The sequence below is a fragment of the Pseudonocardia kunmingensis genome (genome assembly GCF_006716445.1).
GTDB lineage: Bacteria > Actinomycetota > Actinomycetes > Mycobacteriales > Pseudonocardiaceae > Pseudonocardia > Pseudonocardia kunmingensis.
The window spans coordinates 1,176,131-1,202,770 of the sequence record NZ_VFPA01000002.1 but is presented as its reverse complement, the minus strand read 5'-3'; the positions used below and the strand labels follow the sequence as shown (position 1 = coordinate 1,202,770).

15 protein-coding genes are annotated in these 26,640 nt (G+C 75.3%); 5 read left to right on the top strand and 10 right to left on the bottom strand.

Annotated elements, in window-relative coordinates:
• Position 1: 1 nt before the first annotated feature.
• On the bottom strand, positions 2 to 1,162 hold the full coding sequence (locus tag FB558_RS21420) for an NAD(P)/FAD-dependent oxidoreductase (protein ID WP_142056144.1): 1,161 nt from the start codon (positions 1,160 to 1,162) through the stop codon (positions 2 to 4).
• Positions 1,162 to 2,319, bottom strand: coding sequence for an NAD(P)/FAD-dependent oxidoreductase (locus tag FB558_RS21415; RefSeq protein WP_142056142.1), 1,158 nt, complete (start codon positions 2,317 to 2,319; stop codon positions 1,162 to 1,164). The genes FB558_RS21420 and FB558_RS21415 overlap by 1 nt, the downstream gene beginning before the upstream one ends.
• Before the next feature lie 126 nt (positions 2,320 to 2,445).
• On the opposite strand from FB558_RS21415, the gene FB558_RS21410 reads away from it, so the two are divergent.
• Together FB558_RS21410 and FB558_RS21405 are read left to right on the top strand one after the other, a co-directional pair.
• Positions 2,446 to 3,306, top strand: a complete 861-nt coding sequence (locus tag FB558_RS21410; protein WP_170231446.1) for a MurR/RpiR family transcriptional regulator — start codon at positions 2,446 to 2,448, stop codon at positions 3,304 to 3,306.
• Positions 3,307 to 3,359: 53 nt separating this feature from the next.
• Positions 3,360 to 4,811, top strand: a complete 1,452-nt coding sequence (locus FB558_RS21405) for a carboxylesterase/lipase family protein (protein WP_142056138.1) — start codon at positions 3,360 to 3,362, stop codon at positions 4,809 to 4,811.
• A gap of 20 nt (positions 4,812 to 4,831) precedes the next feature.
• Here FB558_RS21405 and FB558_RS21400 read toward each other — a convergent pair whose 3' ends face one another.
• Positions 4,832 to 6,196, bottom strand: a complete 1,365-nt coding sequence (locus FB558_RS21400) for an aldehyde dehydrogenase family protein (protein WP_142056136.1) — start codon at positions 6,194 to 6,196, stop codon at positions 4,832 to 4,834.
• A gap of 180 nt (positions 6,197 to 6,376) precedes the next feature.
• Between FB558_RS21400 and FB558_RS21395 the strand changes: the two genes are divergently transcribed.
• Positions 6,377 to 8,167: a TerD family protein gene (locus FB558_RS21395; RefSeq protein WP_211366721.1), complete on the top strand. Its 1,791-nt coding sequence runs from the start codon at positions 6,377 to 6,379 to the stop codon at positions 8,165 to 8,167.
• 16 nt (positions 8,168 to 8,183) lie between these two features.
• Here FB558_RS21395 and FB558_RS21390 read toward each other — a convergent pair whose 3' ends face one another.
• Positions 8,184 to 10,370, bottom strand: a complete 2,187-nt coding sequence (locus tag FB558_RS21390) for an FUSC family protein (protein ID WP_142056134.1) — start codon at positions 10,368 to 10,370, stop codon at positions 8,184 to 8,186.
• A gap of 61 nt (positions 10,371 to 10,431) precedes the next feature.
• On the bottom strand, positions 10,432 to 11,415 hold the full coding sequence (locus FB558_RS21385) for a TerC family protein (RefSeq protein WP_142056132.1): 984 nt from the start codon (positions 11,413 to 11,415) through the stop codon (positions 10,432 to 10,434).
• A 376-nt stretch (positions 11,416 to 11,791) separates the two neighbouring features.
• On the opposite strand from FB558_RS21385, the gene FB558_RS21380 reads away from it, so the two are divergent.
• On the top strand, positions 11,792 to 13,291 hold the full coding sequence (locus FB558_RS21380; protein ID WP_246106647.1) for an amidohydrolase: 1,500 nt from the start codon (positions 11,792 to 11,794) through the stop codon (positions 13,289 to 13,291).
• Between the two features lie 37 nt (positions 13,292 to 13,328).
• Here FB558_RS21380 and FB558_RS21375 read toward each other — a convergent pair whose 3' ends face one another.
• The 5 genes from FB558_RS21375 to FB558_RS21355 form a co-directional block, all read right to left on the bottom strand.
• A complete protein-coding gene (locus tag FB558_RS21375; RefSeq protein ID WP_142056128.1) occupies positions 13,329 to 14,117 on the bottom strand; it encodes an acetoin reductase in 789 nt (262 codons plus the stop codon).
• 123 nt (positions 14,118 to 14,240) lie between these two features.
• Positions 14,241 to 15,671, bottom strand: a complete 1,431-nt coding sequence (locus FB558_RS21370; RefSeq protein ID WP_142056126.1) for a DHA2 family efflux MFS transporter permease subunit — start codon at positions 15,669 to 15,671, stop codon at positions 14,241 to 14,243.
• Positions 15,668 to 23,320: a non-ribosomal peptide synthetase gene (locus FB558_RS21365; RefSeq protein ID WP_142056124.1), complete on the bottom strand. Its 7,653-nt coding sequence runs from the start codon at positions 23,318 to 23,320 to the stop codon at positions 15,668 to 15,670. Before FB558_RS21365 ends, FB558_RS21370 begins: the two co-directional genes overlap by 4 nt.
• Before the next feature lie 37 nt (positions 23,321 to 23,357).
• The gene (locus FB558_RS21360) at positions 23,358 to 24,365 is read right to left on the bottom strand and encodes an ABC transporter substrate-binding protein (protein WP_142056122.1); all 1,008 of its coding nucleotides are present in this window, start codon (positions 24,363 to 24,365) and stop codon (positions 23,358 to 23,360) included.
• Positions 24,362 to 25,300, bottom strand: coding sequence for a methionyl-tRNA formyltransferase (locus FB558_RS21355; protein WP_142056120.1), 939 nt, complete (start codon positions 25,298 to 25,300; stop codon positions 24,362 to 24,364). Before FB558_RS21355 ends, FB558_RS21360 begins: the two co-directional genes overlap by 4 nt.
• 147 nt (positions 25,301 to 25,447) lie before the next feature.
• Between FB558_RS21355 and FB558_RS21350 the strand changes: the two genes are divergently transcribed.
• Positions 25,448 to 26,626: an SGNH/GDSL hydrolase family protein gene (locus FB558_RS21350; protein WP_142056118.1), complete on the top strand. Its 1,179-nt coding sequence runs from the start codon at positions 25,448 to 25,450 to the stop codon at positions 26,624 to 26,626.
• Positions 26,627 to 26,640 lie beyond the last annotated feature (14 nt).

Below are 26,640 nucleotides of genomic sequence, written 5' to 3'. Positions count from 1 at the left end.
GTCACGCGCTCCTCTCAGCCGGGTGGAACCGGTCGGTGGCGAACGGGTCGAGCGCGCGCGGTCGGCGCCCGCTCAGCATCCAGTCGCCCAGCAGCTCCGCGACGGCGGGGGCGATGGCGAAGCCGTGACCGGTCCACCCCGCGGCGACCAGCACGTTGCGCGTGCCCGGCACGACGTCGATGACCGGGACCTGGTCCTGCGCGCAGGACTCGGGACGGTCCGCGGCCGCCTCGAGCAGCCGGGCGCCGGCCAGCACCGGGAACACCGCGGCCGCCTCGCGCAGGTTGCCCTCGACCTGATCGGGCACCACCTCGCCTGCCGTCGTGCCGGTGCGGGCCCGGCCCAGCCAACCGCCGCTGACCATGACCACGCCGTCCTCGACGGTCTTCAGCGACACCGTGCGGTGGTCGTGGCCGACGAGCAGGCCGACCGGGCTCGCGCCGGCCGGCCGCACCCGCAGCGCCTGCGGGAGGATCGTCCACAGCGGCAACCGCACGTCGAGCTCGCGCGCGATCAGCGGCGCCGCCCCGGCGTTCGCGGCGACCAGCAGCGACTCGCCCACCTCGTAGCGCTCGCCGTCCGCGCAGACCACCGCGCGCACCACGGAGCCGGCGCGCTCGAACCGGGACACCCGCGCCCCCTCCACGATCTCGGCGCCGTGCCGCCGGGCCGCGGCCGCGTAGGCCCGCGTCGTCGCGGTCTGGTCGCCCATCCCGTCGAGCGGGGCGTGCAGGGCCCCGACGACGGCGTCGGAGACCTCCGGCAGCAGCCCGCGGACCCGGTCCCGGTCGATCACCTCGGTCGGCACGCCCAGCGCGGACTGCACCTGCGCGTGCGCGGCCGCGGCGACGAGCCCGCCGCGCATCCCGGTGACCGGGCGCTCGATCAGGTTCACCCCGCCGGTCCGCTCGTAGCCGACGTCGGCACCGAGCACGTCCGACAGCCCCGGCCACAGCTCGTAGGCGCGGCGCAGCAGCGGCAGCTCGCGCGGGTCGCGCTTGTTCCCCCGCACGCCCCGCTTGCCGAACCCGCCCGACGCGGCCGACGCCACCGTGGCCGCCTCGAGCAGCACGACGCTGCGACCGCTGCGGGCGAGGTGGTGGGCGACGGCGCACCCGTACACGCCACCGCCGACGACGACGTGCTGGAAGCGGTGCGCCATCACTGCTCCCCCGGCCGGCGCGCGGCCGCGACGGCGCCGCTCGCGGCACCCCCGGCGAAGCGCTGCGGCCGGAACCCGGCCAGCGCGGGTGCCTGCTCGCCGTGCACCACCTCGCGGGTGGCGAGCGCCGCCAGCTCCGGCGCGAGCGTGACGCCGCTGTGGGTCACCGCGACGTAGACCGTGCGCGCGTCGTCGAGGAAGCCGGCCACGGCCTGGCCGTCGGCGGGCAGCGGCCGAATCCCGACCGCGACGTCCTCCATCGCAGGGGCGGCCGGCAGGCCGACGACGTCGGCGAAGCGCCGCGCCAGCTCCGCACCCACCCGGGCGCGGACCGCGTCGGGGGCCGCCGGGTGCGCCTCGACGTCCAGGTCGAGGCCCTGCAGCAGGTAGCGGCCACCGCCCGCGGGCCGGAAGTTCACCCGGGTCGTGCTCACCACGGACGCCACTCCCGCCGCGTCGACCGGCTGCGTCGTCGCGAGGAACCCGTACGGGGGCGCACCCACCGCGTCGTCGGTGTTCAGCGGGACGTGGAAGCCGGATCGGGCGAGGAACGACGTGGTCCAGCGGCCGGTCGCCACGACGACGCCGGTGAAGCGCTCCCGCTCCCCGCCGCCGAGCCGGACCTCGACCCCGGACTCACCCGGCGCCAGCCGCTCGACGGCCGCGGTGCGGACCTCGCCACCGGCGGCCCGCAGCCGCTCGTGCGCCTCGGCGACGAACGCCGGCACGTCGCAGTAGCCCTCCTCGGGGTACCGGACGGCGGCGCGCACCGCCTCCGCCCGGATGCCCGGCAGCTGCTGCGCGGCCTGCGCGGCGGGGACGTCCTGCACCGCGTAGCCGCGCTCGCGCAGCCGCGCCACCTTGGGCTCGAGCAGGGCGAGGTGCTCGTCGGTGAACGCCACCTCGAGGTGCCCCACCGGGTGGAACGACGTCCGGCCGGCGGCCCGGCCCGCCCGGTGGCGCTGCAAGCCGGCGAGGTTGAGGCGGTAGTACGCCGGAGGGACCTTGTTGTTCGCGTTGACCCACGCGAAGGAGGTGCCCGAGGTCCCCTGCAGGAGCGCGCGCTCCTCGAGGACGGTGACCCGGGCTCCCGCCTCGGCCAGGTCGGCGGCCACCGCCGACCCGACGGCACCGGCTCCTACGACGGCCAGATCCATTCCGCTCCCTCCACCATCGCCTACGGTGGCGCCACCTGCTTGCCAGGTGCCGCGACGGTAGTGAAAACTACGAGAAGCGGTCAATACCCGAAACGAGACGGAAACTTTGTAGTGGACGCTACGTCGGTGCCCGACACGCTGTCCTCGCGGCTGGAGTCCCGCGCCGAGCGGCTGCCGCCCGCCGAGCTCGCGGTCGCCCGCTACATGGCGGCGCACCTCGACCTCGTCGCCGCCCGCTCCGCCCTGGAGATCGCGGAGGCGGTCGGGACGAGCGACGCGACGGTCGTGCGCACCGCACGCTCCCTCGGCTACACCGGGCTGCGTGAGCTCAAGCGCGACGCAGTGGCCGTGCTGGCCCGGCGCGAGGACCCGGCCGCCGTGCTCAGCGACCGGCTGGGCCGGGCCGACGACCCGCAGCACCGCGCCCAGCGCGTGTTCCGGGACTCGGCCCGCGTCGTCGGCGCCCTCGACGAGTCGATCCGGCTCGACGTCTGGGAGGCCGCCGTGACCGCCGCGCTCGAGTCCGACCGGGTCGTCTGCTACGGCATCGGGCCGGCGGGCGCGGTGGCCGAGTTCTGCGCGAACTCGCTGCGGCGCGTCGGGCTCGCCGCCGTCGCGAGCGCGACCACCGGGTTGAGCCTCGCCGACGAGCTGCTCGGGCTCCGCGGCGGGGACCTCCTCGTCGTGTTCGCCCCGCTGCGGCTGTTCCGCGAGATCTCCGTGGTGCTCGACCGCGCCCGGGAGGTGGGCGCCCGCTCCCTGGCGGTCACCGAGGCGCTGGCGCAGCCGCTGCGCGAGCGGGCCGACCTCGTGCTGGAGACCCCGCCGTCGACCACGGCCACCGCGAGCGAGAGCATCGCCGCCTTCGCCGTCGCGCACGCCCTCACCATCGACATCGCCGCCCGCACCCGCGAGTCGTCGGTCGCCACGATGTCGCGGCTCAACGAGCTGCGCCACCGGGTGTCCGGCGACGACCCCGAACGCTGACGACCGGGCATTCCCGGGTGACCGGGACGGCAGCCGGTGCCAGGGTGCAGATCATGACGACCCGGGTGCGCACCTCCGCCGGAGCCGTCCGAGGGAGCTGGGACGACCGCGTCGCCGTCTACCGCGGCATCCCCTTCGCCGCGCCTCCGGTCGGGCCCGACCGGTTCGCCGCCCCGCGCCCGGCGCCGCCGTGGGACGGGGTGCGCGACGCCACCCGGTTCGGCCCGCCCCCGCCGCAGCCGGCCCGGCCGACCGAGGGGACGGACTGGCTGAACCTCGCCGTCTGGACACCCGCTCCGGGCCGGACCGGGCTCCCGGTCGTCGTGTGGATCAGCGGCGGCGGCTACCTGAACTGCGACACGGCCAACCCGCACCTGGAGGGCTCGGCGTTGGCGCGCGCCGGGGCGGTGGTGGTGAGCGCGCACTACCGCAACGGGACCGAGGGGTGGGCCCGCCTCGAGGGCGCGCCGGACAACCGGGGCCTGCTCGACCAGATCGCCGCGCTCGGATGGGTGCAGGAGAACATCACCGCGTTCGGCGGCGACCCGGGCGACGTCACCGTGCTCGGCCAGTCGGCGGGAGCGGGCTCGATCGCCGCGCTGCTGGTGATGCCGGCGGCGGCCGGGCTGTTCCGGCGCGCGATCCTGCAGGGCATCCCGGAGACCTACTTCACCCCCGGCCTCGCGGCCGACATCGCCGCCGAGGTGACCGCCGGGGTCGGGCGGGCACCGCGGGTCGCCGACCTCGTCGATGTCGCCCCCGACGACCTCGTCGCGGCGGCTCGGTCGGTGACCGCGGGGCTCCCGCGGCGCGCGGACCGGTGGGGCGCGGTCGCCCACACCCCCACCCCGTTCTCCCCCGTCGTGGACGGCGAGGTCCTGCCCGCCGCTCCGTGGGCCGCGCTCGCCGGGGGCGCGGCGCGCGACGTCGACCTGCTGGTCGGCCACGGCCGTGACGAGTTCAGCCTGCTCGCCCGCCGCCTCGGCGACGTCGACGACACCGCGGCGGACGCGCTGATCGACGGGCTGACCCCCACACCGGGCGCCCGGCGCTACCGCGACGCCTACCCGCTGCTCTCCCCGACCGAGCTGCGGGACACGGCCATGTCCGACTGGCTCTTCCGGATGCCGGCCCTGCACCTCGCCGACGCGGCCCACGCCGGTGGCGCCCGGGTCTGGTTCTACGAGCTCTGCTGGGGGTTCAACGCCCTGGGCGCCTCGCACGCCCTCGACACCCTGCTCGTCTTCGGCACCGCCGAGATCGACACCGGCCTCGCCGACGCCGGCCCGGACCTCGTGGGGCAGTCCCGACGCCTGTCGGAGCTGATGCGGGCCGAACACATCGCGTTCGCGACCACCGGCGACCCCGGCTGGGCCCGCTACGACCCGCGGGAGCGCACCACGCGGTTGTACGACGCGGTGTCCGGCGTCGGCCGCTACCCCGAGGAGCGGTCCCGCCGGATCTGGCGGGACCAGCGGTTCGGCGTGCTGGACCGCACGGGCTGATCAGCCGGTGCGGGATCCGCTCACTCCTCGGTGGAGATGAAGACGTTCTTGGTCTCGGTGAAGGCGCTCACCGCGTCGGGCCCCAGCTCGCGCCCGAGCCCCGACTGCTTGAAGCCGCCGAACGGGGTCCAGTACCGCACCGAGGAGTGCGAGTTGACCGAGAGGTTGCCGCTCTCCCAGGCCCGGCTGACGCGCAGCGCCCGGCCGATGTCGCGGGTCCACAGCGAGCCGGACAGCCCGTACTCGGTGTCGTTGGCGAGCGCGACGGCGTCCGCCTCGTCGTCGAAGGGCATGACGGCGATGACCGGTCCGAAGATCTCCTCCCGCCACTGCCGGGCGTCCTGCGTGACGGGCGCGAGCACCGTGGGCGGGAACCAGAAGCCGGGGCCGTCCGGGGCGGTTCCGCGGAACGCGACGGCGGCGGTGTCGTCGACGTAGGAGGAGACCTTGTCGCGGTGGGCGGCGGAGATGAGGGGGCCCATCGCGGTGGCGTCGTCGGCCGGGTCGCCGACGGCGAAAGCGCGGACCGCGGGTTCGAGCAGCTCCATGAACCGGTCGAGGACGCTGCGCTGCACGAGCACGCGGGAACGGGAGCAGCAGTCCTGCCCGGCGTTGTCGAAGGCCGCTCCCGGGGCCGTGGCCGCGGCGCGCTCGAGGTCCGCGTCGGCGAAGACGATGTTCGCGTTCTTCCCGCCGAGCTCGAGCGTCAGCGACTTCACCTGGTCCGCGCAGTGGCGCATGATCCGCTTGCCGACGGCGGTGGAGCCGGTGAACACGACCTTGCGGACGAGCGGGTGCGTCACCAGCTGCTCGCCCGCCTCGCTGCCCGTGCCGGGCACGACCTGCAGCACGTCCTCGGGCAGCCCGGCCTGCAACGCCAGCTCCTGCAGGCGCAGCGCCGTGAGCGGGGTGTGCTCGGCGGGCTTGAGCACGACCGTGTTGCCCGCCGCGAGCGCGGGCGCGAAGCCCCAGGCGGCGACCGGCATCGGGAAGTTCCACGGCACGATCACCGCGACGACGCCGAGCGGTTCCTGGAAGGTGATGTCCACACCCCCTGCGACGGGGATCTGCCGGCCGGTCAGGCGTTCCGGCGCGGCGGAGTAGTAGGCGAGGACGTCCCGGACGTTGCCCGCCTCCCACCGCGCGTTGCCGATGGTGTGGCCGGAGTTGCGCACCTCCAGCTGCGCGAGGTTCTCGATGTCGCCGTCGACGACCTCGGCGAAGCGGCGCAGGAGCCGGGCGCGCTCGGACGGCGCCACCTCGCGCCACGTCCGGAAGGCGCGCTGGGCCCGCGCGACGCGCTCGTCCACCTCCTCGCGGCCGGGGAACTCGACGCTCGTCAGCACCTTCTCGTCCACCGGGCTGATGACGTCGTAGCTGCTCATCGTCTCCACCTTCCTCGCACTCGCGGCGCTGCCCCACGGCAACATCGACCACAGTGAACATCCCGAGGTCGGGCGGCCGGATGCCGGGCGTCGCGGCCCCGGTAACGGATCACGTGCGCACAGCGACGTCGCAGTCGGCGAAGCCCCACCGCCGCTCCCCCGCTCCAGAAGGACACCGACGTGACCACCGCGCAGATCGACCGGCTGCTCGACTCCGACCGCGCGTGGGCGGTCGTCGACGTCGAGACCTCCGGCTTCCACCCCGGCAGCGGCCGGGTGCTCAGCGTGTCCGCCATGGCCCTCGACGCGGCGGGCCGCCCGGAGGGCCCGCGGTTCGCCTCGCTCGTCAACGCCGACTGCGATCCCGGTCCGGTCCACGTCCACGGGCTCACGCGGCAGCGCCTGGCCGCGGCACCCCGCTTCGACGAGATCGCTCCGGCCCTGCTCGAGGTCCTCGACGGGCGCGTCCTGGTGGCGCACAACGCCGCGTTCGACCACGGCTTCCTGGCCGCGGAGGCCGAGCGCGCCGGGGTGAAGCTGCCCGTGCGGCAGCGGATGTGCACGCTCGCGCTGAGCCGACGCCTCGGCATCGACGTGCCCAACCACAAGCTCGCCACGCTCGCCGGCTACTGGGGCGTGCCCCAGCGGCGCGCCCACGACGCCGAGGACGACACGCAGGTGCTGTCCCGCGTCCTGACCCACAGCCTCCTGCTCGCCGCACAGCTGGGCCTGCCGCTGCCGTTGATCGGCTGCGACAGCCGGACCGGCGCGACCCGCTACCCGCCGCGCGCCACGACGCCGCCGTGCCCGTGGCGCTACCCCGGCAGGCTGAACGCCGGGCAGCCGCTCGTGCAGGGCATGAAGCTGGCCATCACCGGCACGACCGGGGAACCCCGGACCATGCTCGTCGAGCGGCTCACCGCCGCCGGGCTCGACGTGCAGAACTCGGTCAGCCGCCTCACCAGTGCACTGCTCTGCAACGAGCCCGACCTCGGCACCCGCAAGGCGGAGCGCGCCCGCGCCGAGGGCATCCTCGTGCTCGACGAGACCACCGTGCTGCGGCTCCTCGACGACGTCCGGCCCGGCGAGCCGGTGGCCCGGCCCGCACCGCGGCGCGCCGGCGCGCCCAGGGTCGTCGTGCGCGGGCCGCTGCACGGTCGGCGGGTGCTCGTCCTCGGCGGCACCCACCCCCAGGCCGCGGCCGTGCGCACCGAGATCGGCGCGCTCGGCGGGGCCGCGGCCGTCAACCTCAGCGCGGGCGTCACCGACGTGATCCTGATGGCCGGCGGCGAGACCGACCGGCGCCTCGCGCGGATCCGCGAGGCCGAACTGCCCCTGCACCGCGGCCGGGTCGCGCTCGGCATCACCCTGCCCGCACCGTGCGCCGACGCGGTCGAGCCGGGCTACGTCGGGAAGCACCGCTCGGAGGCAGCGGGTGCCGGGGTGCCGGTCCTGCCCCGCGGCGCCGTCGTCGACCTCCCCGACGAGGACGTGTGGACGGTCAACGTCGCCTGGCGCGCCGACGCACTGGCCGGCGGCACGGACGTCGACGTGGTCGCCTTCCTCGTCGACGCCGACGAGCAGGTCATCGCCGACGAGGACTTCGTCTTCTACAACGCGCCGGTCAGCGAGCACGGCGCGGTGGCACTGGCCGCCGACGGCGACAGCGAGCAGAGCATCCGCATCGACCTCGGCCTCGTCCCCGACCAGCACAGCAAGATCATCATTGCCGCGGCGCTCGGCGGGGACGCCACCTTCGGCGCGCTGGGCGCGGTCACGCTCAGCGTCGACGGGGACGCCGCGACGGCCGCCACGTCCACGCTGGACGCCGCCACCACCGAACGCACCATGCTGCTGGCGGAGGTCTACCGGCGCGACGGGAGCTGGCGGCTGCGCGCCATCGGGCAGGGCTACGACGACGGCCTCGCCGAGCTCGCCACCCGCCACGGCGTGGCCGTCGAGAGCTCGTGACGGCCGGCCGCGCCGGTCACCGCGGCGGGACGGGATCGGCCGCCCGCTCCTGCTCGGATGCGGTGAGATCGGTGGCGAACCCGACCACGGCCTGGTCGATCCGGCGCAGCAGCCGGATCGCCCCGAGCAACTCGGCGCGGCGGCGCGCGTCGCGTCCCTGCGAGGCGTAGGACTCCGCGGCGTCGATCGCGTCCTCCGCGGAGCGGACGGCCGCACCGGGCTCCTCCCGGCGCAGCAGCACGGCGCGCAGCCCGTCGAGGTTGGCCCGCACGCGCTGCGCGGCCGGTTCCAGCGTGGCGGCCCACCCGGGTTCCACGACGGCGTCGGAGACCCGGGCGAACCCCCGCGCGTAGTGGTCGACGCCCGTGAGCACGCGCAGCGCGCGCTCGTAACCGGTGCGGCCCCGGCGCCGCAGGAACGCACGCTCGAGCGGCTTCGCCCGCTGCCGCAGCGTCCCCAACGCGTCCCCCGCGTCCCGCGCCAGCTCCACCGGCGGGGCCTCCGGTGCGCGGCCCACGATCTTCTCGACCGCGGCCTGCAGCACGGCGTGGACGGCGTCGACCTGCTCGTCGAGGGCCTCCTCGAACGCCTCCCGCGTGCGTTTGGGCAGCACGAGGTAACCCGCGAGGATCCCCATCGCCACGCCCACCGCGGTCTCCTCGACGCGCACCACGAACGTCGTGGGGTCGAACTGGCCGATCAGGCCGTAGAGCAGCGCGAGCACGGCGGTGAGCCAGAACGCCATCAGCGTCTGGGAGACCCGCACGAGGTAGAGCGCGAGGAACACGCAGCAGAACAGCAGCACGAGCACCACCACCGGGTGGTCGCCCACGAGGACGGCCAGGCCCATCCCCGCGAGCACCCCACCGATCGTCCCGATCACCCTCTCGTAGCCGCGGCTGAGGACGTCGCCGCGGCTGCTGGTGCCGGCGAACACGATGAACGCCGCGATCACCGCCCAGTACCACCGCGCCGGCGAGACGAGCTCGCCCACCACGATCGCGAGGCTGGTGGCGACCCCGACCTGCACGGCCTGCCGTGTGGTGATCCGCAAGCCCGACGGCTCGTCGTCCTCCGCGCCCTCCGCGTCCTCCGCGTCCTTCCCGCGTCCCGTGCCCGTCTCGGCCTCGGGCGCGGATCCCCGCTCCGGTTCGCGCGCGATCTCCAACGCGTCGGCCAGCCGGACCACGGCGAACGCCACGCGGTGCACGCGGGCCGCCCGCCCCTCGGGCTCCGCGGTCAGGGCGGCGACGCTGCGCCTCGCGGTCTCCAGCAGGACCGTGACGAACCCGCGCGGTGTGCCGGTGGCCGACGCCGCGCTCAACGCGCGCAGTGCCGCGAGCAGTGCGCGCCGCCGGTCGTCGTCCATCCCGCCCGCCCCGGCCCCGCCGGGGGCGGCGGCGAGCCGCTGCGCGGTGAGCGCGAGGCGTTCGGCGGCCAGCTCCGCGTCGAGGACGCGCAGGGCGAGCTCGTCGGGGTCGGCGGCGGCGCGTTCGGTCTCCAGCGCGTCGGCCACGAGCAGCGCCGTCTCGTTGAGCCGGGTCCTGCGCCGCAGCACGGCCTCCCACTCGTCCTCGACGTCCGACGGGGCCGCCTTCAGCAGGTCGGCGACCGCGTCGACGAGGGCGTGGACGTGGGCGCGGAAGGCGCGCAGGAGCCGCTCGAGCGCCCGCTCCGGACGCTCGGCGAACACGACGTCGCGCAGCAGCAGCGTTGACCCGATCCCGACCGCGGCGGCGAGCACGAGCCAGGGCAGCTGGGCCGGGGCAGCACCGAGGAACTGGGTGAAGAAGAACGGCATCACCGCGGACATGCCGAGCGCGACCCCGCGCGGGCCGAACCGGCGCACGTACACCGCTCCCACCATCACGGCGACGAACACGACGTCGGCGACGACCCGGTGCGGAGCGAGCAGCGTGCCACCGACGACCGCGAGGACCGCGGGACCGAGCATGAGCGACGTGGTCACGCGGCGGGCGCGCAGCTCGGGCTCGTTCACCGCCAGGTTGCTGACCATCGCCAGCACCGACGCGAGCAGCACCACGGTGACCGGGAACCCGGCCGGCAGGCGCAGAACGGTCGTCACGGCTGCGGCGAGCACCATCGCCGCGGTGGCGGTCCCGGCCAGTCGCAACCGGACGAGGCCGGGGTCGAGGCCGGTCAGAGCGGTGCGGAGCTCCGGGAACCGGGCGCTGAACCGCACGCGGGGAGTCTCCCACGCCGGACGCGAACCGGAGGGGCTCCTCCCGCTCCGGCGAGGCGGTTCAGTCGGCCAGCGCCGGGTTGCGCCGCACGGCCACCAGGCTGGTGATCGCGGTGATCGCCAGGACCCCGACGATCACGGACAGCGACACCCCGATGCCGACCTCGGGCACCGGGAGCGGCTCGCCGTTGTTGAGGAACGGCAGCTCGTTCTCGTGCAGGGCGTGCAGCACGAGCTTCACGCCGATGAAGCCGAGGACCACGGCAAGGCCGTAGGACAGGTAGATCAGCTTCTTGAGCAGCCCGCCGAGGAGGAAGTAGAGCTGGCGCAGGCCCATCAGCGCGAAGGCGTTCGCGCTGAAGACCAGGTACGCCTCCTGGGTCAGGCCGAAGATCGCCGGAATGGAGTCGAGCGCGAACAGCAGGTCGGTGAGCCCGATCGCGATCATCACGATGAGCATCGGGGTGACCCAGCGCTTGCCGTCGATCCGCACCGTGGTCCTGCTGCCGTGGTACTCGCCGGTGACCGGGAGCACCCGCCGGATCAGCCCGACGACCTTGGGCTCCTTCCACTCCTCGTCGTCGCCCCCCACGCCCTGCCGGACCATGTTCACGGCCGTGTAGATCAGGAACGCGGCGAAGAGGTAGAAGACCCAGCTCAGGGCGTTGATCACGGCCGCTCCCGCGGCGATGAACAGGCCACGCATGAGCAGCGCGATCACGATGCCGACGAGGAGGACGCGGTGCTGGTGGATCGCCGGTACCGCGAACGACGACATGATGATCACGAAGACGAACAGGTTGTCGACCGAGAGCGAGTACTCGGTGATGTAGCCGGCGAAGAACTCCCCGGCGTACTGGCCTCCCGCGAAGAACCAGAGACCGAGTCCGAACAGCCCCGCGAGCGCGACGTAGAAGAGCACCCAGTAAGTGGCCTCTTTGATGGTGACCGCGTGCGGTTTGTGGTCGACCAGGAACAGGTCGGCGAGGATGACGGCGGCCAGGGCGCCGATGGTGGCGAACCAGAGCCAGGCGGGCACGTTCACAGGGGAGCCTCCACGTATCTCGGGCAGCAGCGGGCCGCCCCGAGGTCTCTCCCCTCCGCGTCCGTGGAACGGAACTGCGGACCGGTGGCGCCGGGTCCGAGGTCCCGCGTGATTGACGATCCTGGGCCGCGGGGCCTCTCGCCGTGCTGACGACGCCACCGCGACCGGGATACTCCCCTGCGGTGCACCGTCAGAATGCAGGTTCGACTCTCCGATTTCCATCCAGGGTGACTTGGAACACGAAATGGAGTTGCGGCCGGAATTGACACATCTGCGGAATTGGTAATGCTTGTCCGATATCACCTTGATGCCGGGATCCGACCGTCTGACGCACGCCCTGAGCCCGGACGAGAGCGGCGGCGATACGTTGTCGGACGTGGACCCGACGCCCGCCGGCACCGTGCCCGACCCCGACCCCGTGGTGCTGCGGGCCGCACGGTGGGAGGGGCGGCTGGTCGACGTCTCGGTACGCGCCGGGCGGATCGACGCCATCGCACCGCACGTGCCCGGCGCCCGGCACGACGCGCCCGGTGTCGATCTCGGCGGTCGCACCGTCCTGCCCGGGCTGTGGGACAACCACGTGCACTTCGACCAGTGGGCCGCCGCACGCCGCCGGCTCGACCTCGCCGCGGCCGGGTCCGCCCGGGAGGCCGCCGCGATGGTCGCGGCCCGGCTGGCGGCGGAACCGCCGGGCCGGGGGGAGCTCCTGGTCGGCTACGGGTTCCGCGACGCGTTGTGGCCCGACCACCCGCACCGCGACCTCCTCGACGCCGTGGCACCCGCCGTCCCGATCGTCCTGGTGTCCGGCGACCTGCACTGCTGCTGGGTCAACGGCGCGGCGGCCGAGCGGTACGGGCTCGCCGACCACCCGTCGGGCCTGATCCGGGAGCAGGAGTGGCACCCGATCATGCAGGACGTGCGGCAGGCGCAGGCCCGGGACCTGCAGCGCTGGACCGACGACGCGGCCCGCGCCGCCGCGGCCCGTGGCGTCGTCGGCGTCGTGGACTTCGAGGCGCCGTGGCAGCTCGACACCTGGGCGGCGCGCATCGCGGGCGGGTGCGACGTGCTGCGGGTGGTCGCGTCGGTGTGGCCGGAGTGCCTGCACGACCCGATCGAGCGCGGGCTGCGCACGGGTGACGTCGTCCCCGGCACCGGCGGCCTGCTGACCATGGGCCCGCTCAAGATCGTGACCGATGGGTCGCTCAACACCCGCACCGCCTACTGCCACGACCCCTACCCCGGCCTGGCCGGTACCGCGCACCCGTGCGGGATGCTGCTGGTGCCGCCGGACGAGCTGGTGCCGCTGCTGGAGCGGGCCGACCGGGCCGGGCTCGAGGTGGCGGTGCACGCCATCGGCGACCACGCCAACACCCTCGCCCTGGACGCCTTCGCCGCCACCGGGGCGCGCGGCCGCATCGAGCACGCCCAGCTGCTGACCGAGCCCGACGTGGCCCGCTTCGCGGCGCTCGGGCTCACCGCGAGCGTGCAGCCCCGGCACGCGGTCGACGACCGCGACGTCGCCGACCGCTACTGGGCCGACCGCACCGACCGCGCGTTCCCCTACCGACGGCTGCGGGACGCGGGCGTCCCGCTGGCGCTCGGCTCGGACGCCCCGGTGGCGCCGCTGGACCCGTGGGTGGGCATCGCCGCGGCGGTGCACCGCAGCGCCGACGACCGCGCACCCTGGCACCCCGAGCAGCACATCACCCTGGAAGACGCGCTGGCGGCGTCGGCGGGCCCGGACGGCCCGCTGCGCCCCGGCCGCCGGGCCGACCTGCTCGTCCTGGACACGGACCTCCCCACGGACCCGGCGGAGCTGGAGGAGCTCCCGGTCGCGGCCACGATGCTGGCCGGCCGCTGGACCGTCGCCCTCTGACGGCAGCGAGCGCGCTCGACTTCGGGGTGCCGGGGCGTCAGGAGAACTGGATCCCGCCGTCGATCATCACCGACTGACCGGTCATGTAGTCCGAGTCCGGGGAGGCGAGGTAGGAGACGAAGCCGGCCACGTCCTCGGGCACCGACACCCGGCCGAGGTGGATCAGCTCCGAGTACTTCGCGATGGCCGCACCCTTGCGCAGGCCCTCGTGGTCGGCGAGCTTCTCGTCGATGTGGTCCCACATCGCGGTGCCGACGATGCCCGGGCAGTAGGCGTTCACGGTGATGCCGTGCTGGGCCCACTCCATCGCGGCCGCCTGGGTGAGGCCGCGCACCGCCCACTTCGAGGCGGAGTAGTGCCCCAGCAGCGGGAAGGGCCGGTAGGCCACGATCGACGCGGCACCGATGATCTTGCCGCCGGAGCCCTGCGCGATCATCTGCCTCGCGGCGGCGGTGTAGCAGAGGTACACCCCGCGCAGGTTGATCGACATGAGGTGGTCGAACTCCTCGGGAGTGACCTCCAGCAGCGGCTTCACGGCGGCGATCCCGGCGTTGGCCACCATCACGTCGAGCGAGCCGAGCTCGCCGACCGTCTGCTGCACCATGGCCTGCACGGCGTCCGGCTCGGCCACGTCGGCCACCACCGCGGCCGACCGCCGCCCCATCGCCGCGATCTCGTCGGCCACGCCCTTGAGCTGGTCGCCGTTCGCCTCGATGTCGTTGACCGCGACGTCGAGACCGTCGGCGGCCAGCCGCAGGGCGATGCCCTTGCCGATGCCCCGCGCGGCACCTGTGACCAGCGCGACCCGCTTCTCCGATGCGACCACTGCTACCTCCGTTGGTGGTGGGCTCGTCCCGGCCGTGACGACCGAACGGGGGCCGACGCTAGGGACCCGCGGGGGCCACCGGCAGGCCCTCGGCGTCTCAGTTTGAGACGAGGAGCGCCCCGCTCACCGCCGCCGGCCGGCCGTGCCGCGCTCGCGCAGGCTGCGGCGGGGCAGCCGGCTGACGCCGAGCAGGGCCACCACGCAGAACCCGAGGACCCACCAGAACGCGTCGGCGAACGCCCACGTGACCCCGGCCGTGCCGAGCGGCTCCCGGGCCGCGAGCCTGGTCTGCAGGATCACCGCGAGCAGCGCCGTGCCGACCGAGCCGCCGATCGTGCTGAGCAGGTTCAGCGCGCTCGCGGCCCGCGGGATCACCGCCCGCTCCAGCGCGCTGTAGACCAGCGCCATCACCGGAGCGCTGATCATCGAGCTGCCCAGCCCCCGCACCACCAGCGACGCGGCGATCAGCGCGGCGGGCGGCTCGGACGCGAGCTGGGTGAACACCACCGTTCCGAGGGCCACCAGCGCGACCCCGGCGCAGACCAGCGTGCGGGGTGCGACGCGGTCGACGATGCGGCTGACCACCACCGACCCGGCCGCGGCCCCGACGCCCTGTGGGACGAGCAGCAGGCCCGCCTCCCACGGGGTCATGCCGCGCCCGCTCTGCAGGTACAGGGGCAGCAGGAACATCGCCCCGTACACCGACGCGCCGAGCACCAGCAACGCCAGCGCGGCGGCACCGAACGGGGGCCGCGACAGCAGCCGCGGATCGAGCAGCGGGACGCCGCGGTGCCGCAGCGCGTGCACGGCGAACCCGGCGAGCATCCCGGCGCCGACGGCCAGCGCGCCCCAGCTGACGACCGGTGGCACCGCCTGGCCGTGCGCGAATCCGGTGAGCCCGAAGACCAGCACCGCGATACCCGGGGACAGGAGCACCGTGCCGCGCACGTCCAGCAGCGCCCCCGCCGTCGCCGGCGCGTCGCGCGGGACGTGGCGCAGCGCGAGCAGCACCCCGACCAGCCCGATCGGCAGGTTCACGTAGAACAGCCACGACCAGTGCGCCACGCCGAGGATCGCGCCGCCGATGACCGGCCCGAACACCGGGGACAGCAGCGGGACGACCCCGACGATGCTGATGATCCGCCCGATGCGGCCCGGCCCGGCAGCCCGGGCCAGCAGGGTCTGCCCGGTGGGCGGCAGCAGCCCGCCGCCGAGGCCCTGCAGCACCCGGAACACGATCAGGCTGGCCGGCGACCAGGCCAGCCCGCACAGCACGGACCCGGCGAGGAACACCAGCACGGCGCCGATCCAGGTGCGGCGCCCGCCGAACCGGTCCACCAGCCAGCCCGACGCCGGCACCGCCGCGACGACGGCGAGCAGGTAGGCGGTGGTGACCCACTGGACGTCGGTGATCGATGCTCCGAGATCCGCGGTCAGGGTGTCGATGCCGACGGTGACGACGGTGGCGTCCATCGTCGCCATGAAGGTGCCCAGGACCAGGACGAACGCGGTCCGGACCAGCGGCGCGTCGATCCGCTCCGGCGGGCCGGTCACGGGGCCGCGGACCCGGCGAGCGCGGCGAGCGCGGCGCGCAGGTGCTCGACCAGGGCGGCGGGCTCGTCGCCGGGGAACACCCCGGGCGCCCAGAAGATCCGGACGACGAGCTCGGCCCCCGCCCGGCCGTCGACGGCGATCGCGTTGACCATCAGCTCCCGCGGCTGCGGGAGGTCCGCGTCGCCGCCGGAGCCGATCGGGTCGGAGCCGGGCGCGGGCCGCCACACCACCGGCTCGGTGGCCGCGGTCTGCAGCCGGCCCAGGTAGTTCACCGAGATCCGGGGTGCGGTGCCGCCGACGAGGTCGCCGAGGATGCCGGAGCCCAGCCCGTCACCGGCCGCGGCGAGCTGCTCCGCGACAGCGGCGAGCGTCCGCGCGGCGTCGGTGGCCTCGACCCGCACCGGGTGGGATGCGGAGAGCCAGCCGACGGTCGAGGACAGGTCGACGGGCCCGCTGCCGTCGGGCAGCAGCTCCGGGCGGCCGTGGCCCTCCCGGGCGACCGTGACGACGTGCTCGCCGCGCCACGCGCGCACGGCCATGGCCACCGCGGTGATCAGGACCGCGTCCGGCGCGGTCCCGTGCGCCGCGGGCAGCGCCGTGAGCACCGCGTGCGCCGCGTCCGGGTCGAGGCGCAGCTCGCGGTGCACGGCCGTGGCCATGGTGTCGCGCGCCGGGTCCAGCGGGCGCGCGCCGAGCGGCGCGACGTCCGCCGCCACCCGCTGCCAGTGCGGCAGCTCCCCGCGCCGCGCCGGGACGGCCGCCGCCACGGCGCGGGCCCAGCCGAGGTAGGACGCCCCGACCCGCGGCAGGTCCGGCGCCCCGCTCTCGTAGAGGTGCGCGACGTCGTCGACGAGGATCCGCCACGACGCGCCGTCGACGGCCACGTGGTGGGCGACCAGCAGCAGCCTCCCCGGCACCGCGTCCCCGGCGTCGAGCCAGACCGCGCGCAGCAGCGGGCCGCGCCGGAGGTCCATCCCGGCGCGGGTCTCCTCGAGCCGGGCGGCGGCGACGGCCTCGATCCCGTCCGGCGCGACCGCGACCCGGGTGAGCACGTCGGCCCCGGTGACGGCGCCGACCGGCGGGATCCGCAGCACCGGCTCGGCCCCGTCGACCAGGCGCGCCCGCAGGACGTCGTGGCGGGCCAGCACGCCGTCGAGCACGGCCTCCCACCGCGCGAGGTCGCCCCCGGCCGGCACCACGAGGTCCACCCAGAGGCAGAAGGCGTCGGGCGCGGCCCCGCCCGCGGCGCAGAGCGCGAGGAACTCCCGTGCCGCCGGGGTCAGCGGCGCGTCGCCCGCCGCGGGCTCGCCCGTGGCCGCGAGGTCCGCGGTCACCGCGCGCGCGGCGATGCCGGCCACCGTGGCGCCCTCGAACACGTCCCGTGCGGTGAGCACGAGCCCGCGCCGCCGCGCCCGCGACACCACCTGCAGCGAGACGATGCTGTCGCCGCCGACGTCGAGGAACGCGTCGTCGAGCTGCACGTCCCCGCCGTTGACGACGCCGCGCCCGAGGACGTCGCGGAACACCTCCAGCAGCAGCGCCTCCGCGGCCGTGGCGGGCTCCCGGGCCGCGGTGGCCGCGACGGCCGGCGCCGGCAGTGCGGCCCGGTCCAGCTTCCCGCTCGGCCCCAGCGGCAGCTCGTCCAGCTCGACCAGCGCGGACGGCACCATGTGGTCCGGGAGCTGGGTGGCGGCGTCGGCCAGCAGCGTCGCGACGTCCAGCGGCGCGTCGCCCGCGGGCAGGACGTAGCCGACGATCCGGCGGTCCCCCGGCCGGTCCTCGCGCACGACCACCGCGCAGCCGCGCACCGCAGGGTGCCGTCCCAGCACGGTCTCGATCTCGGCGAGCTCGATGCGGAAGCCGCGGATCTTCACCTGGTCGTCGCCGCGGCCGAGGAACACGAGCTGGCCGTCGGGGCGCCACCGCACGCGGTCGCCGGTGCGGTACATCCGGGAGCCGGGCTCGCCGAACGGGTCGGCGACGAACGCGGCCGCCGTCAGGTCCGGCCGGTTGACGTAGCCGCGGGCGAGGCCGGGCCCGGCGAGGTACAGCTCACCGGTCTCACCGACCCCGACCGGCATGAGCCCGTCGTCGAGCACGTAGGCGCGGACGTTCGGGTCCGGCCGCCCGATCGGGACCGGCCCGGCCTCGACCGGCTCGTCGGGGTCGTGGACCCACATCGTCGCGTTGATCGTGGCCTCGGTCGGGCCGTAGGCGTTCAGGAAACGTCGCCTGCGTCCCCACCGGCGCACGATCGCCGGGTCGAGCCGCTCGGCGCCGACCATCATGAGGACGTCCCGGTCGATCTCCAGGTCGTCGGGCAGGGCCGCGACGAACGACGGCAGCAGGTTGATGCCGGTGACCCGGTGCTCGCGGATGTAGGCGACGAGCTCGTCGCCGGGCACCCGCGCCTCGTCGGGCGCGATCACCGAGGTCCCCCCGGACAGCAGCGCCACCATCGTCTGCCAGAACGCGACGTCGAAGCTGGTGGAGGCGAACTGCAGGTAGCGGTCCTCGGAGGTGATCCCCACGACCTCCTCCTGCAGGGCCACCAGGTCCGGGATCCCGCGGTGGGTGACCGCGACGCCCTTGGGCCGTCCGGTGGTCCCGGAGGTGTAGATGACGTAGGCCAGCGCGTCCGGGGTGAACCGGGCACGCGGGGTGGCGGGGTCGGTGCCGGGCCGGCCTGCGACGGTGGCCGGGTCGTCGAGCCGCAGCACCGGCATCCCGTCCGGCAGCTCCACGTCCAGCGCGGCGTGCACGTCCGTGGTGGTGAGGGCGGCGGCCGGGCGGATGTCGGAGATCATGTAGGCGAGCCGGTCGCGCGGGTAGGCGGGGTCCATCGGCACGTACACCGCACCCGCCTTCAGCACACCCAGCAGGGCCACGACCATCTCGACGTCGCGACCGAGCAGCACCGCCACCGGGTCCTGCGGGGCCACCCCGTGCGCGACCAGGGCGTGCGCCAGCTGGTTGGCCCGCCGCTCCAGCTCGGCGTAGGTGAGGCTGCGGTCGCGGCAGACCACGGCCTGCGCCCCGGGCTTGCGCCGCACCCACGCGGCGAACTCCGCCAGGCACGGCCGCCGCTTGCGCGTCGGCTCGACGACGCCCATCGCGAGCACCGCGGCGCGCTCGTCCTCGTCGAGCAGCGGCAGCCGTCCGACCGGCCGGTCCGGGTCGGCGACGATCTCGTGCAGCAGCCGGACCAGCAGCCGCCCGTACTCGCGCACGGTGTCGTCGGCGAAGGCGTGCGGCTGGTACGCCAGCCCGATCGTGATCGACTCGCCCGGGAGGACGACGACCGTCAGCGGGTAGTGCGTGGCGTCGGCGATCTCGACCGCGGCGAGGTCGAGGCCGGGCGCCACCGGGATCCGCCGCCGGTCCGACAGCGGGAAGTTCTCCACCACGAGCATCGTGTCGAACAGGTCGCCGGCCCCCGCTGCACGCTGCACGTCGGGCAGGCCGACGCCGTGGTGCTCGGCCATCGCGACGGCCTGGGCCTGCACGGCGTCGAGCACCTGCGCCGCCGTGTCGGACGGGCGCGTCGCGACCCGCACGACGACCGTGTTGAGCAGCAGGCCGATCATCTCCTCGACGCCCTCGACCTCGGGCGGTCGGCCGGAGACGGGGCAGCCGAACAGGACGTCGCGACGACCGGTGAGGCGCCCGAGCAGCAGCCCCCACGCGGTCTGCACGACGCTGGACAGCGTCAGCCCGCGCTCGCGGGCGAACCCCCGCAACCGATCGGAGAACTCCGGCCCGAGGTCGATCCTCACCCGCTCCGGGCGCTCGACGCGGGCCGCGGTGGCGGCTGGCGCGAGGCGCGTGCCCTCGTCCACCCCGGCCAGCAGCTCCCGCCAGGCCTGCAGTGACTTCCCGGGGTCACGGCGGGCGACGAAGCGGTGGTAGGCGGCGAGGTCCGGCGCGTCGGGCACGGCCGGGCCGCCGCCCAGCTCGGCGTAGAGGCCGCTCAGGGCGCGGCCGACCAGCGGCATCGACCAGCCGTCCAGCAGCGCGTGGTGCATGGTGAGGCACAACCGGTGCTCGTCCGGACCCGTGGCCACCAGCAGGAACCGCACCAGCGGTGGCGTCGCGGGGTCGAACCCGCGCTGCACCTGGTCGCTGCGCAGCCGCTGCACCTCCGCCTCCCGTGCCACGGTTTCCAGGCCGGTGAGGTCGGCGTACTCCCACAGCAGCTCGGTCTCGGCCGGCACCACCGTCACGACGTCACCGGAGTCGGTGACCACGAGGAACGACCGCAGGGCGGGCCTGCGGCGCAGCAGCTCCCCGGCCGCGGCGCGCATCCGGTCCGGGTCCAGCTCGCCGTCGAACCGCAGGACCGCCTGCGCGACGTAGACGTCGGTGTCGTCCGCACCACGCACCAGCGTGTGGAACGCCAGCCCCACCTGCAGCGGGGTGGCGGGCAGCACGGCCTCGATGCGACGGGTGCGCTCGATCTCGGCGGTCGTGGCCTCGTCGAGCCGCACGAGCGGCCGGTCCGGCTCCGCCTCGGCGACGGCCACCGGCCGGGCGCCCGCGGCCAGCGCCGCGATGCTCTGCCGGGCGAGGAGGTCCTTGGGGCGCAGGTCCAGCCCACGCGCCCGGGCCCGGCTGCTGACGGCGATGGCGGTGATGCTGTCGCCGCCGAGCGCGAAGAAGTCGGCCTCGACCCCGACGTGCGGCAGGCCCAGCACCTCGGCGACCACCGCGCTGAGCGCCTCCTCCTGCACGGTGACCGCCGCCCGCCCGGTGTCGGCGAGGGCGGGCGCGGGCAGCGCGGCGCGGTCGAGCTTGCCGTTGACCGTCACCGGGAGCTCGGCGAGCACCACGACGGCCGCGGGCACCAGGTGCTCGGGCAGGCGCACCGCGAGCGCGTCGCGCAGGTGCTCCGGGCTCGGGTCCGCACCGGCGGCGGGGACGACGTACCCCACGAGCCGCGCACGTCCGGAGTCGGTGCGCACCGACGCCGCGGCGGCGTCGACCCCGGGCAGCGCGGCCAGCCCGGCCTCCACCTCACCCAGCTCCACGCGGTGCCCGCGGATCTTGACCTGCCCGTCGTCACGGGCGACGTACTCGAGATCGCCAGCGGGCAGGCGCCGGACGAGGTCGCCGGTGCGGTACATCCGCTCCCCCGGCCGCCCGTACGGGTTCGCGACGAAGCGCTCGGCGGTGGCACCGGGCCGGCCCAGGTAGCCGCGGGCCAGGTGCGGCCCGGCGAGGTACAGCTCGCCGCGCTCGCCGTCGGGCACCGGGGCGAGCGCGCCGTCGAGCACGTAGGCGCAGGTGCCGGGCACGGCCGCACCGATGGTCGGAGCACGCCCGGCGACGGGGGCCACGGTGGCGTCGACGGTGGCCTCGGTCGGACCGTAGAGGTTGAACGCCGTCGCTCCGGATCCGGCGACGGTGCGCCACAGCCCCTCGCCGACGGCCTCGCCGCCCAGCAGCAGCACGCCGGGGGCGGGCGATCCGGCCAGCAGACCGGCCGCCAGGAGCGGACCCGCCATGGACGGGGTCGTGTCGACGACGTCGATGCGGTCGCGCCGCACCGCCGCCACGAGCGCGTCGGCGTCCCGGGCGGTCTCGGTGTCGTAGAGGTGCAGCTCGTGCCCGCACAGCAGCCAGCAGAGCTGGTCGAGCGAGGCGTCGAAGGCGAACGAGTAGGTGTGCGCCGCCCGCAGCCGCCGGGGAGCTCGGCGCTCCGCCGCGGCGACCACCGTCGCTCGCTGGCGGTGCACCAGCTCGGCCAGACCGCCCGACCGGGCCAGCACGCCCTTGGGGCGGCCCGTCGAGCCGGACGTGTAGATCACGTAGGCGAGGTGGTCCGGGTGCCGCGGTGCCGCCAGCTCGGCCGCGGTGAGCGGGCGCTCGGGCAGGGCGGCCAGCTCGGCGAGCACCGCGGGGTCGGCCAGGTCCAGGCGCTCGACGGCGCCGAGGTCCGGCGCGGACCCCGCCGTCACCACGAGCACCGGGCGGGCGTCGGCGAGCAGCTCGCGGCGCCGCTGCTGCGGGTGCTCCGGGTCGAGGGCCAGGTACGCCGCGCCGGCGTCGAGGACGGCGAGCAGCGCCACGACGAGGTCGGCCGAGCGGGGCAGCGCGAGCGCGACCACGTCGTCCGGGCCGACCCCGCGGGCCCGCAGCGCACGGGCCAGCCGGTGCACGCGACCGGCCAGCTCGGCCGTGGTGAGCCGCTGCGCGCCCGCGACGAGCGCGGTCGCGTCGGCCCGGGCAGCGGCGAGCGCGTCGAGGACGGCCGGCACCGGCTCGGCTGCGCCGTCCACGGCCGGCGTGCGGGCCGCGGCGAGCAGCGCCTCACGGGCCTCGCCGACCAGGTCGACCTGCCCGACGGGCGGCGCCTCGGGCCGCGCCAGCTCGCGCACCATGGTCCGCATCGCGGCCGGCTTGCGGTCCACCGCGGCCTGGTCCCCGGCGCGCGCGTCCACCTCGAACCCGAGCAGCAGCCCGCCGTCGCGGGTGGGGGTGGCGGTCAGGCCCCAGTCCTCCGGCGGGCCGCCCGCGACGTTGCGCATCTGACCGGTGGCGCCCGCGAAGTCCATCACGAGGTCGTAGGCCTTGAAGTTGACGCCGCTGCCGTGCAGCAGCGCGCTCGCGCCCGGCACGCCGAGGTCCCGGGGGATGTTCCCGCCGCGGTAGCGCTGGTGGGCGCGCATCTCGGCCATCGCCGCGGCGACGCGGCGGGTCAGCTCGGGCAGCCGGTCACCGCTGTGCACGGCCACGCGCAGCGGCAGCACGTTCACCGCCATGGCGGGCGTGCGCAGCCCCGTCGACCCGAGCCGGCACATCAGCGGCAGCCCGAAGACGACATCGCTGCGCCCCTGCATGCGGTGCAGGAACGCCGCGTAGCAGGCGATCACGGCCTCGCCCCAGGTGGCGCCCACCTGCTTCGCCACCGCGCGCAGCGCCTCGATCTCGGCGGGCGGCACGACCGCGCTCGCGGACAGCGTGCACTCCGCCGGGCCCGCCGGTGCCGCCCGGTCGTCGAACTCCGGCACCGGGGTGAGCCGGTCGACCCAGTAGGCGCGGTCGGCCGCGCTGTCCTCGCTCGCGAGGTAGGCCGCATCGGCCGCCGCGAACTCGGCGAACGGCCGGAACGGCGACGGCGGCACCGGCTCGCCCGTGGCCAGCGCGGTGTAGACCGCGGCGATGCGCCGGCAGAGCATCGACTGGGAGTAGCCGTCGATCACCAGGTGGTGGTAAAGCAGCACGCACCAGACGTCGCGGTCGGTGATCCGCAGGACCACCTGCACGGCCAGGTCGCGTTCGGTCATGCCGGACAGCGCCGCGGCCGCCCGGAACCGCTCGGCCGAGACGAACGCGTTGCCTGCCGCGACGGGGTCGGGCTCGCCGCGCAGGTCGACGATCCGCGGGGCCGCCGCCGGCGTGTCGTCGACGAGCTGCCGCGGGCCTCCGGGCGGGTCGAGCACCCGCACCCGCAGCGTCTCGGCGTCGTCGGTGGTGATCCGGACGGCCTCGGCGAGGAGGCCGGCGTCGACGGGGTCCGGGCCGGAGACCTCGAGGACGTCACCGACGAGGTAGTACGGCGAGTCCGGGTCGAGCCGTTGTGCGTTCCAGATCCCCAGCTGCGCGGTGGTCAGGTCGAACGTCACGGGGGCCTGGACACCGGTGGTCACGCGCACTCCTCGTCTGTCGGAGATCAGGGGACGACGGTCACGCGGGAGGCGACAGCAGCGGTGCGAGCGCCTCGTCGGCCGCGTCCAGCGCCGTCAGGGCGGCCTTGTAGGTGGCCGCCTCCGTGTAGCGGATCGGGATCGTGCGGCCCGCCTCCACGGCGGGCAGCAGCGGCCACAGCGGCGAGTCGAGGACCTGCTGCACGCCCTCCCGGACCGACCCGTCGGGCTCGGCGCTGTAGGTGATCACGTCGGCCTCGCCGAGGCTCGCCGGGAGCTCCTCCATCGAGGGGTACTCGCTCACCGCCCGCGATCCCGGCCCCGGCTCCTGCACCTGGCCGTAGTAGGTGACGCCGAGGTCGTTGAGGACGTTGGTGCCCCACGAGCCGTCGAACTCCCGCTGGAACGTGCCGCGCGCGACCTCGCCGTACGCGCCGACGTGGCCGAACCGCAGGGGCCCGACCACGGGGGCGTACTTCTCCTCCAGCCCGGCGGCCTTCGCCTCGTACTCGGTGCGCAGTGCGTCGAAGGCGGGCAGCACGCCCGCCGCGTCGGCCTGCCGCTGCGACACCTCGCGCCACTTCGACGGGATCGTCGGACCGATCGCCACGACCGGCGCCACCGACTCCAGCAGCTCCACGTCGACGTCGGTGAGGATCGGTGCGGGCACCCCGATCACGATCAGGTCGGGGTCGACCCGGGCGATCGCCTCGTAGTCGGTCTCCGCGGCCAGCTCGCCCGCGACCTTCTCCAGCCCGTCGTAGGTGGCCTTGTCCTCGGGGCTCATCAGCGGGATGCCCCGCTGCCACGTCGAGATGCCGACGAGCGGGGCACCCGTCTCGATCAGCGCGGGCACCGCGTACCCGGTGGCGACGATGCGCTGCGGGGCCACCGGGATCGTGATCTCGCCGTTGTCGGCGGCGAAGACCCGCGTCGGCGCCGCCGCGGCCGGCGCCGGGGCGTCCGCGGACGAGCCGCAGCCGGCCGCGACGAGTGCGAGCGCGGCCGCGCAGGCGGCGACCAGGCGCGACGGGAGCTGCAGCCTCATGTCAGGTACTCCCCCATGCGCGTGAAGTGGTCGGCGGCGTCCAGCTCGCGCCCGTCGTCGGTGCGCACCCGCTCCAGCACCAGGCCGCGGTTGCGGCCGCGCCGCGCGTCGGCGCCCGCGACGACCACCACGCCGCGCCCGCGCCGGATGACGACCCGGCCGGGCGTCCCGCCGATCACGTCGTCGGTGACCGACGCCGCGAGGACGCGCAGCCGCTCGCCGCGGTGGTAGCAGTAGGCGTTCGGATACGGGTCGACCTGCGCGCGCACCAGGTTGAACAGGTCGCGCGCCGGCCACGAGAAGTCGATGCGGTTCTCCTCGTCGCTGCGGCGGTGGAAGTAGGACGCCGCCCTCCGGTCCTGCGGGGTCGGCACCGCCCGCCCGGACGCCACCAGCTCGAGCGCGTCGACCGTGATCGGGCCGAACATCGCGAGCGTGCGGTCGAAGAGGTCGACCACGGTGTCGTCGTCGGTGACCGGGGTGGAGCGCTGCAGCAGGATGTCGCCCGCGTCGAACTCCGCGTTCATCAGGTGCGCGGTGACCCCGACCTCGGGCTCGTCGTTGATCAGCGCCCAGTTCAGCGGGGCGAACCCGGCATAGGCGGGCAGCAGCGCGTCGTGCACGTTGACCGTGCCCAGCCGGGGGATCGAGTAGACCTCCGGGGCGAGCCAGGTGCGCCAGTTCGACACCACCATGACGTCCGCGGCCGCGGCCGTGATCGCCTCGCGCACCTCGGCGTCGTCGGCGCGCTCGCGCACCAGCAGCGGGATGCCGCGGTCGGCGGCCAGCTCCGCCACCGACTCGTTGAAGATCTTCTCGTAGGGGTTGTCGCTGTCGGCGTGGGTGACGATCAGGGGGACCTCGTGACCGGCGTCGAGCACCGCCTCGATCGTCCGCCGCCCCCAGGTCATGTATCCGAACGCGACGACCCGCATCCCGGTCCAGCCCCCTCGACTGTCGTTGGTAAAGGCAGGCTAACCATAGGTGCCGTGCGTCTCCCGGGAAACGTGACCTGGGACGCGATCAGCGATCGGGACCGAATCGGCTGTGCCGGCCCGGGGCCCGCCTGGGAGAGTGCGGGCGTGCACGCGCAGGCCGGTTCCTCCGAGGACACCCGTTGGATCACCACCCCTCTCGACGAGAGCCTCGTGCGGGGCGCCCTCGAGCTCGAGCGCACGGAGCACGGGGTGCTGCCGCACCGCCTGCCCGCGTGGGCTCGCGCGCAGGGTGACGCGCAGCTGGCGATGGCCGAGGCCCAGCCCTCCGGGGTGCGGCTCGCCTTCCGCACCCGCGCCACGGCCGTCGAGCTCGACACCCTCCGCACGAGGGTGGGCTACCGCGACATCCCGCCCCGCCCGGACGGCGTCTACGACCTGCTCGTCGACGGGGAGCTCGCCGGCCAGGCCGCGACCACCGGCGGGAAGGTGCTCCTGCTGGACATGGCGACCGGGACGGCGGAGACGCAGCCCGGCCCCGTCGGCACGGTGCGCTACACCGGCCTGCCCGATCGTCTGAAGGACGTCGAGATCTGGCTGCCGCACACCGAGATCACCGAGCTGGTCGCGCTGCGCACCGACGCCCCCGTCGAGGCCCGCCCGCGGGGGGACCGCCGGGTGTGGCTGCACCACGGCAGCTCGATCAGCCAGGGGTCGAACGCGGCGAGCCCCTCGACCACGTGGCCCGCCCTGGCGGCCGCCCGCGGCGGCGTCGAGCTGGTCAACCTCGGCTTCGGCGGCAGCGCGATGCTCGACCCGTTCACCGCCCGCGTCCTGCGCGACACCCACGCGGACCTGATCAGCGTCAAGATCGGCATCAACGTCGTGAACGGGGACGTGATGCGGCGCCGCGCCTTCGGCCCGGCCGTGCACGGGTTCCTCGACACCATCCGCGAGGGGCACCCGGACACGCCGCTGCTGGTGGTCTCGGCCATCCACTGCGCGATCCACGAGGAGACGCCCGGTCCCGGCGCCGTGGACTTCTCGACCGGCACGCTGCGGTTCCGCGCCACCGGCGATCCGGCGGAGCGCGCCGCGGGGAAGCTGACGCTCACCGTGGTGCGCGAGGAGCTCGCCCGCATCGTGGGGCAGCGCTCGGCCGCCGACCCGCACCTGCACCACCTCGACGGCCGCGAGCTCTACGGCGAGGCGGACGCCGCCGAGCTCCCGCTCCCGGACGCCCTGCACCCGGACCCCGCGAGCCACCGGCGCATCGCCGAGCGCTTCGCGGAGTTCGCCTTCGGCACCGGAGGAGGATTCGCATGACGAGCGCCCGCCGC

Coding starts and splice junctions, on each gene's coding strand:
- FB558_RS21405 (WP_142056138.1), top strand. CDS start 3,360: ATGACGACCCGGGTGCGCACCTCCGCCGGAGCCGTCCGAGGGAGCTGG.
- FB558_RS21360 (WP_142056122.1), bottom strand. CDS start 24,365: ATGAGGCTGCAGCTCCCGTCGCGCCTGGTCGCCGCCTGCGCGGCCGCG.
- FB558_RS21420 (WP_142056144.1), bottom strand. CDS start 1,162: ATGGCGCACCGCTTCCAGCACGTCGTCGTCGGCGGTGGCGTGTACGGG.
- FB558_RS21355 (WP_142056120.1), bottom strand. CDS start 25,300: ATGCGGGTCGTCGCGTTCGGATACATGACCTGGGGGCGGCGGACGATC.
- FB558_RS21415 (WP_142056142.1), bottom strand. CDS start 2,319: ATGGATCTGGCCGTCGTAGGAGCCGGTGCCGTCGGGTCGGCGGTGGCC.
- FB558_RS21400 (WP_142056136.1), bottom strand. CDS start 6,196: ATGAGCAGCTACGACGTCATCAGCCCGGTGGACGAGAAGGTGCTGACG.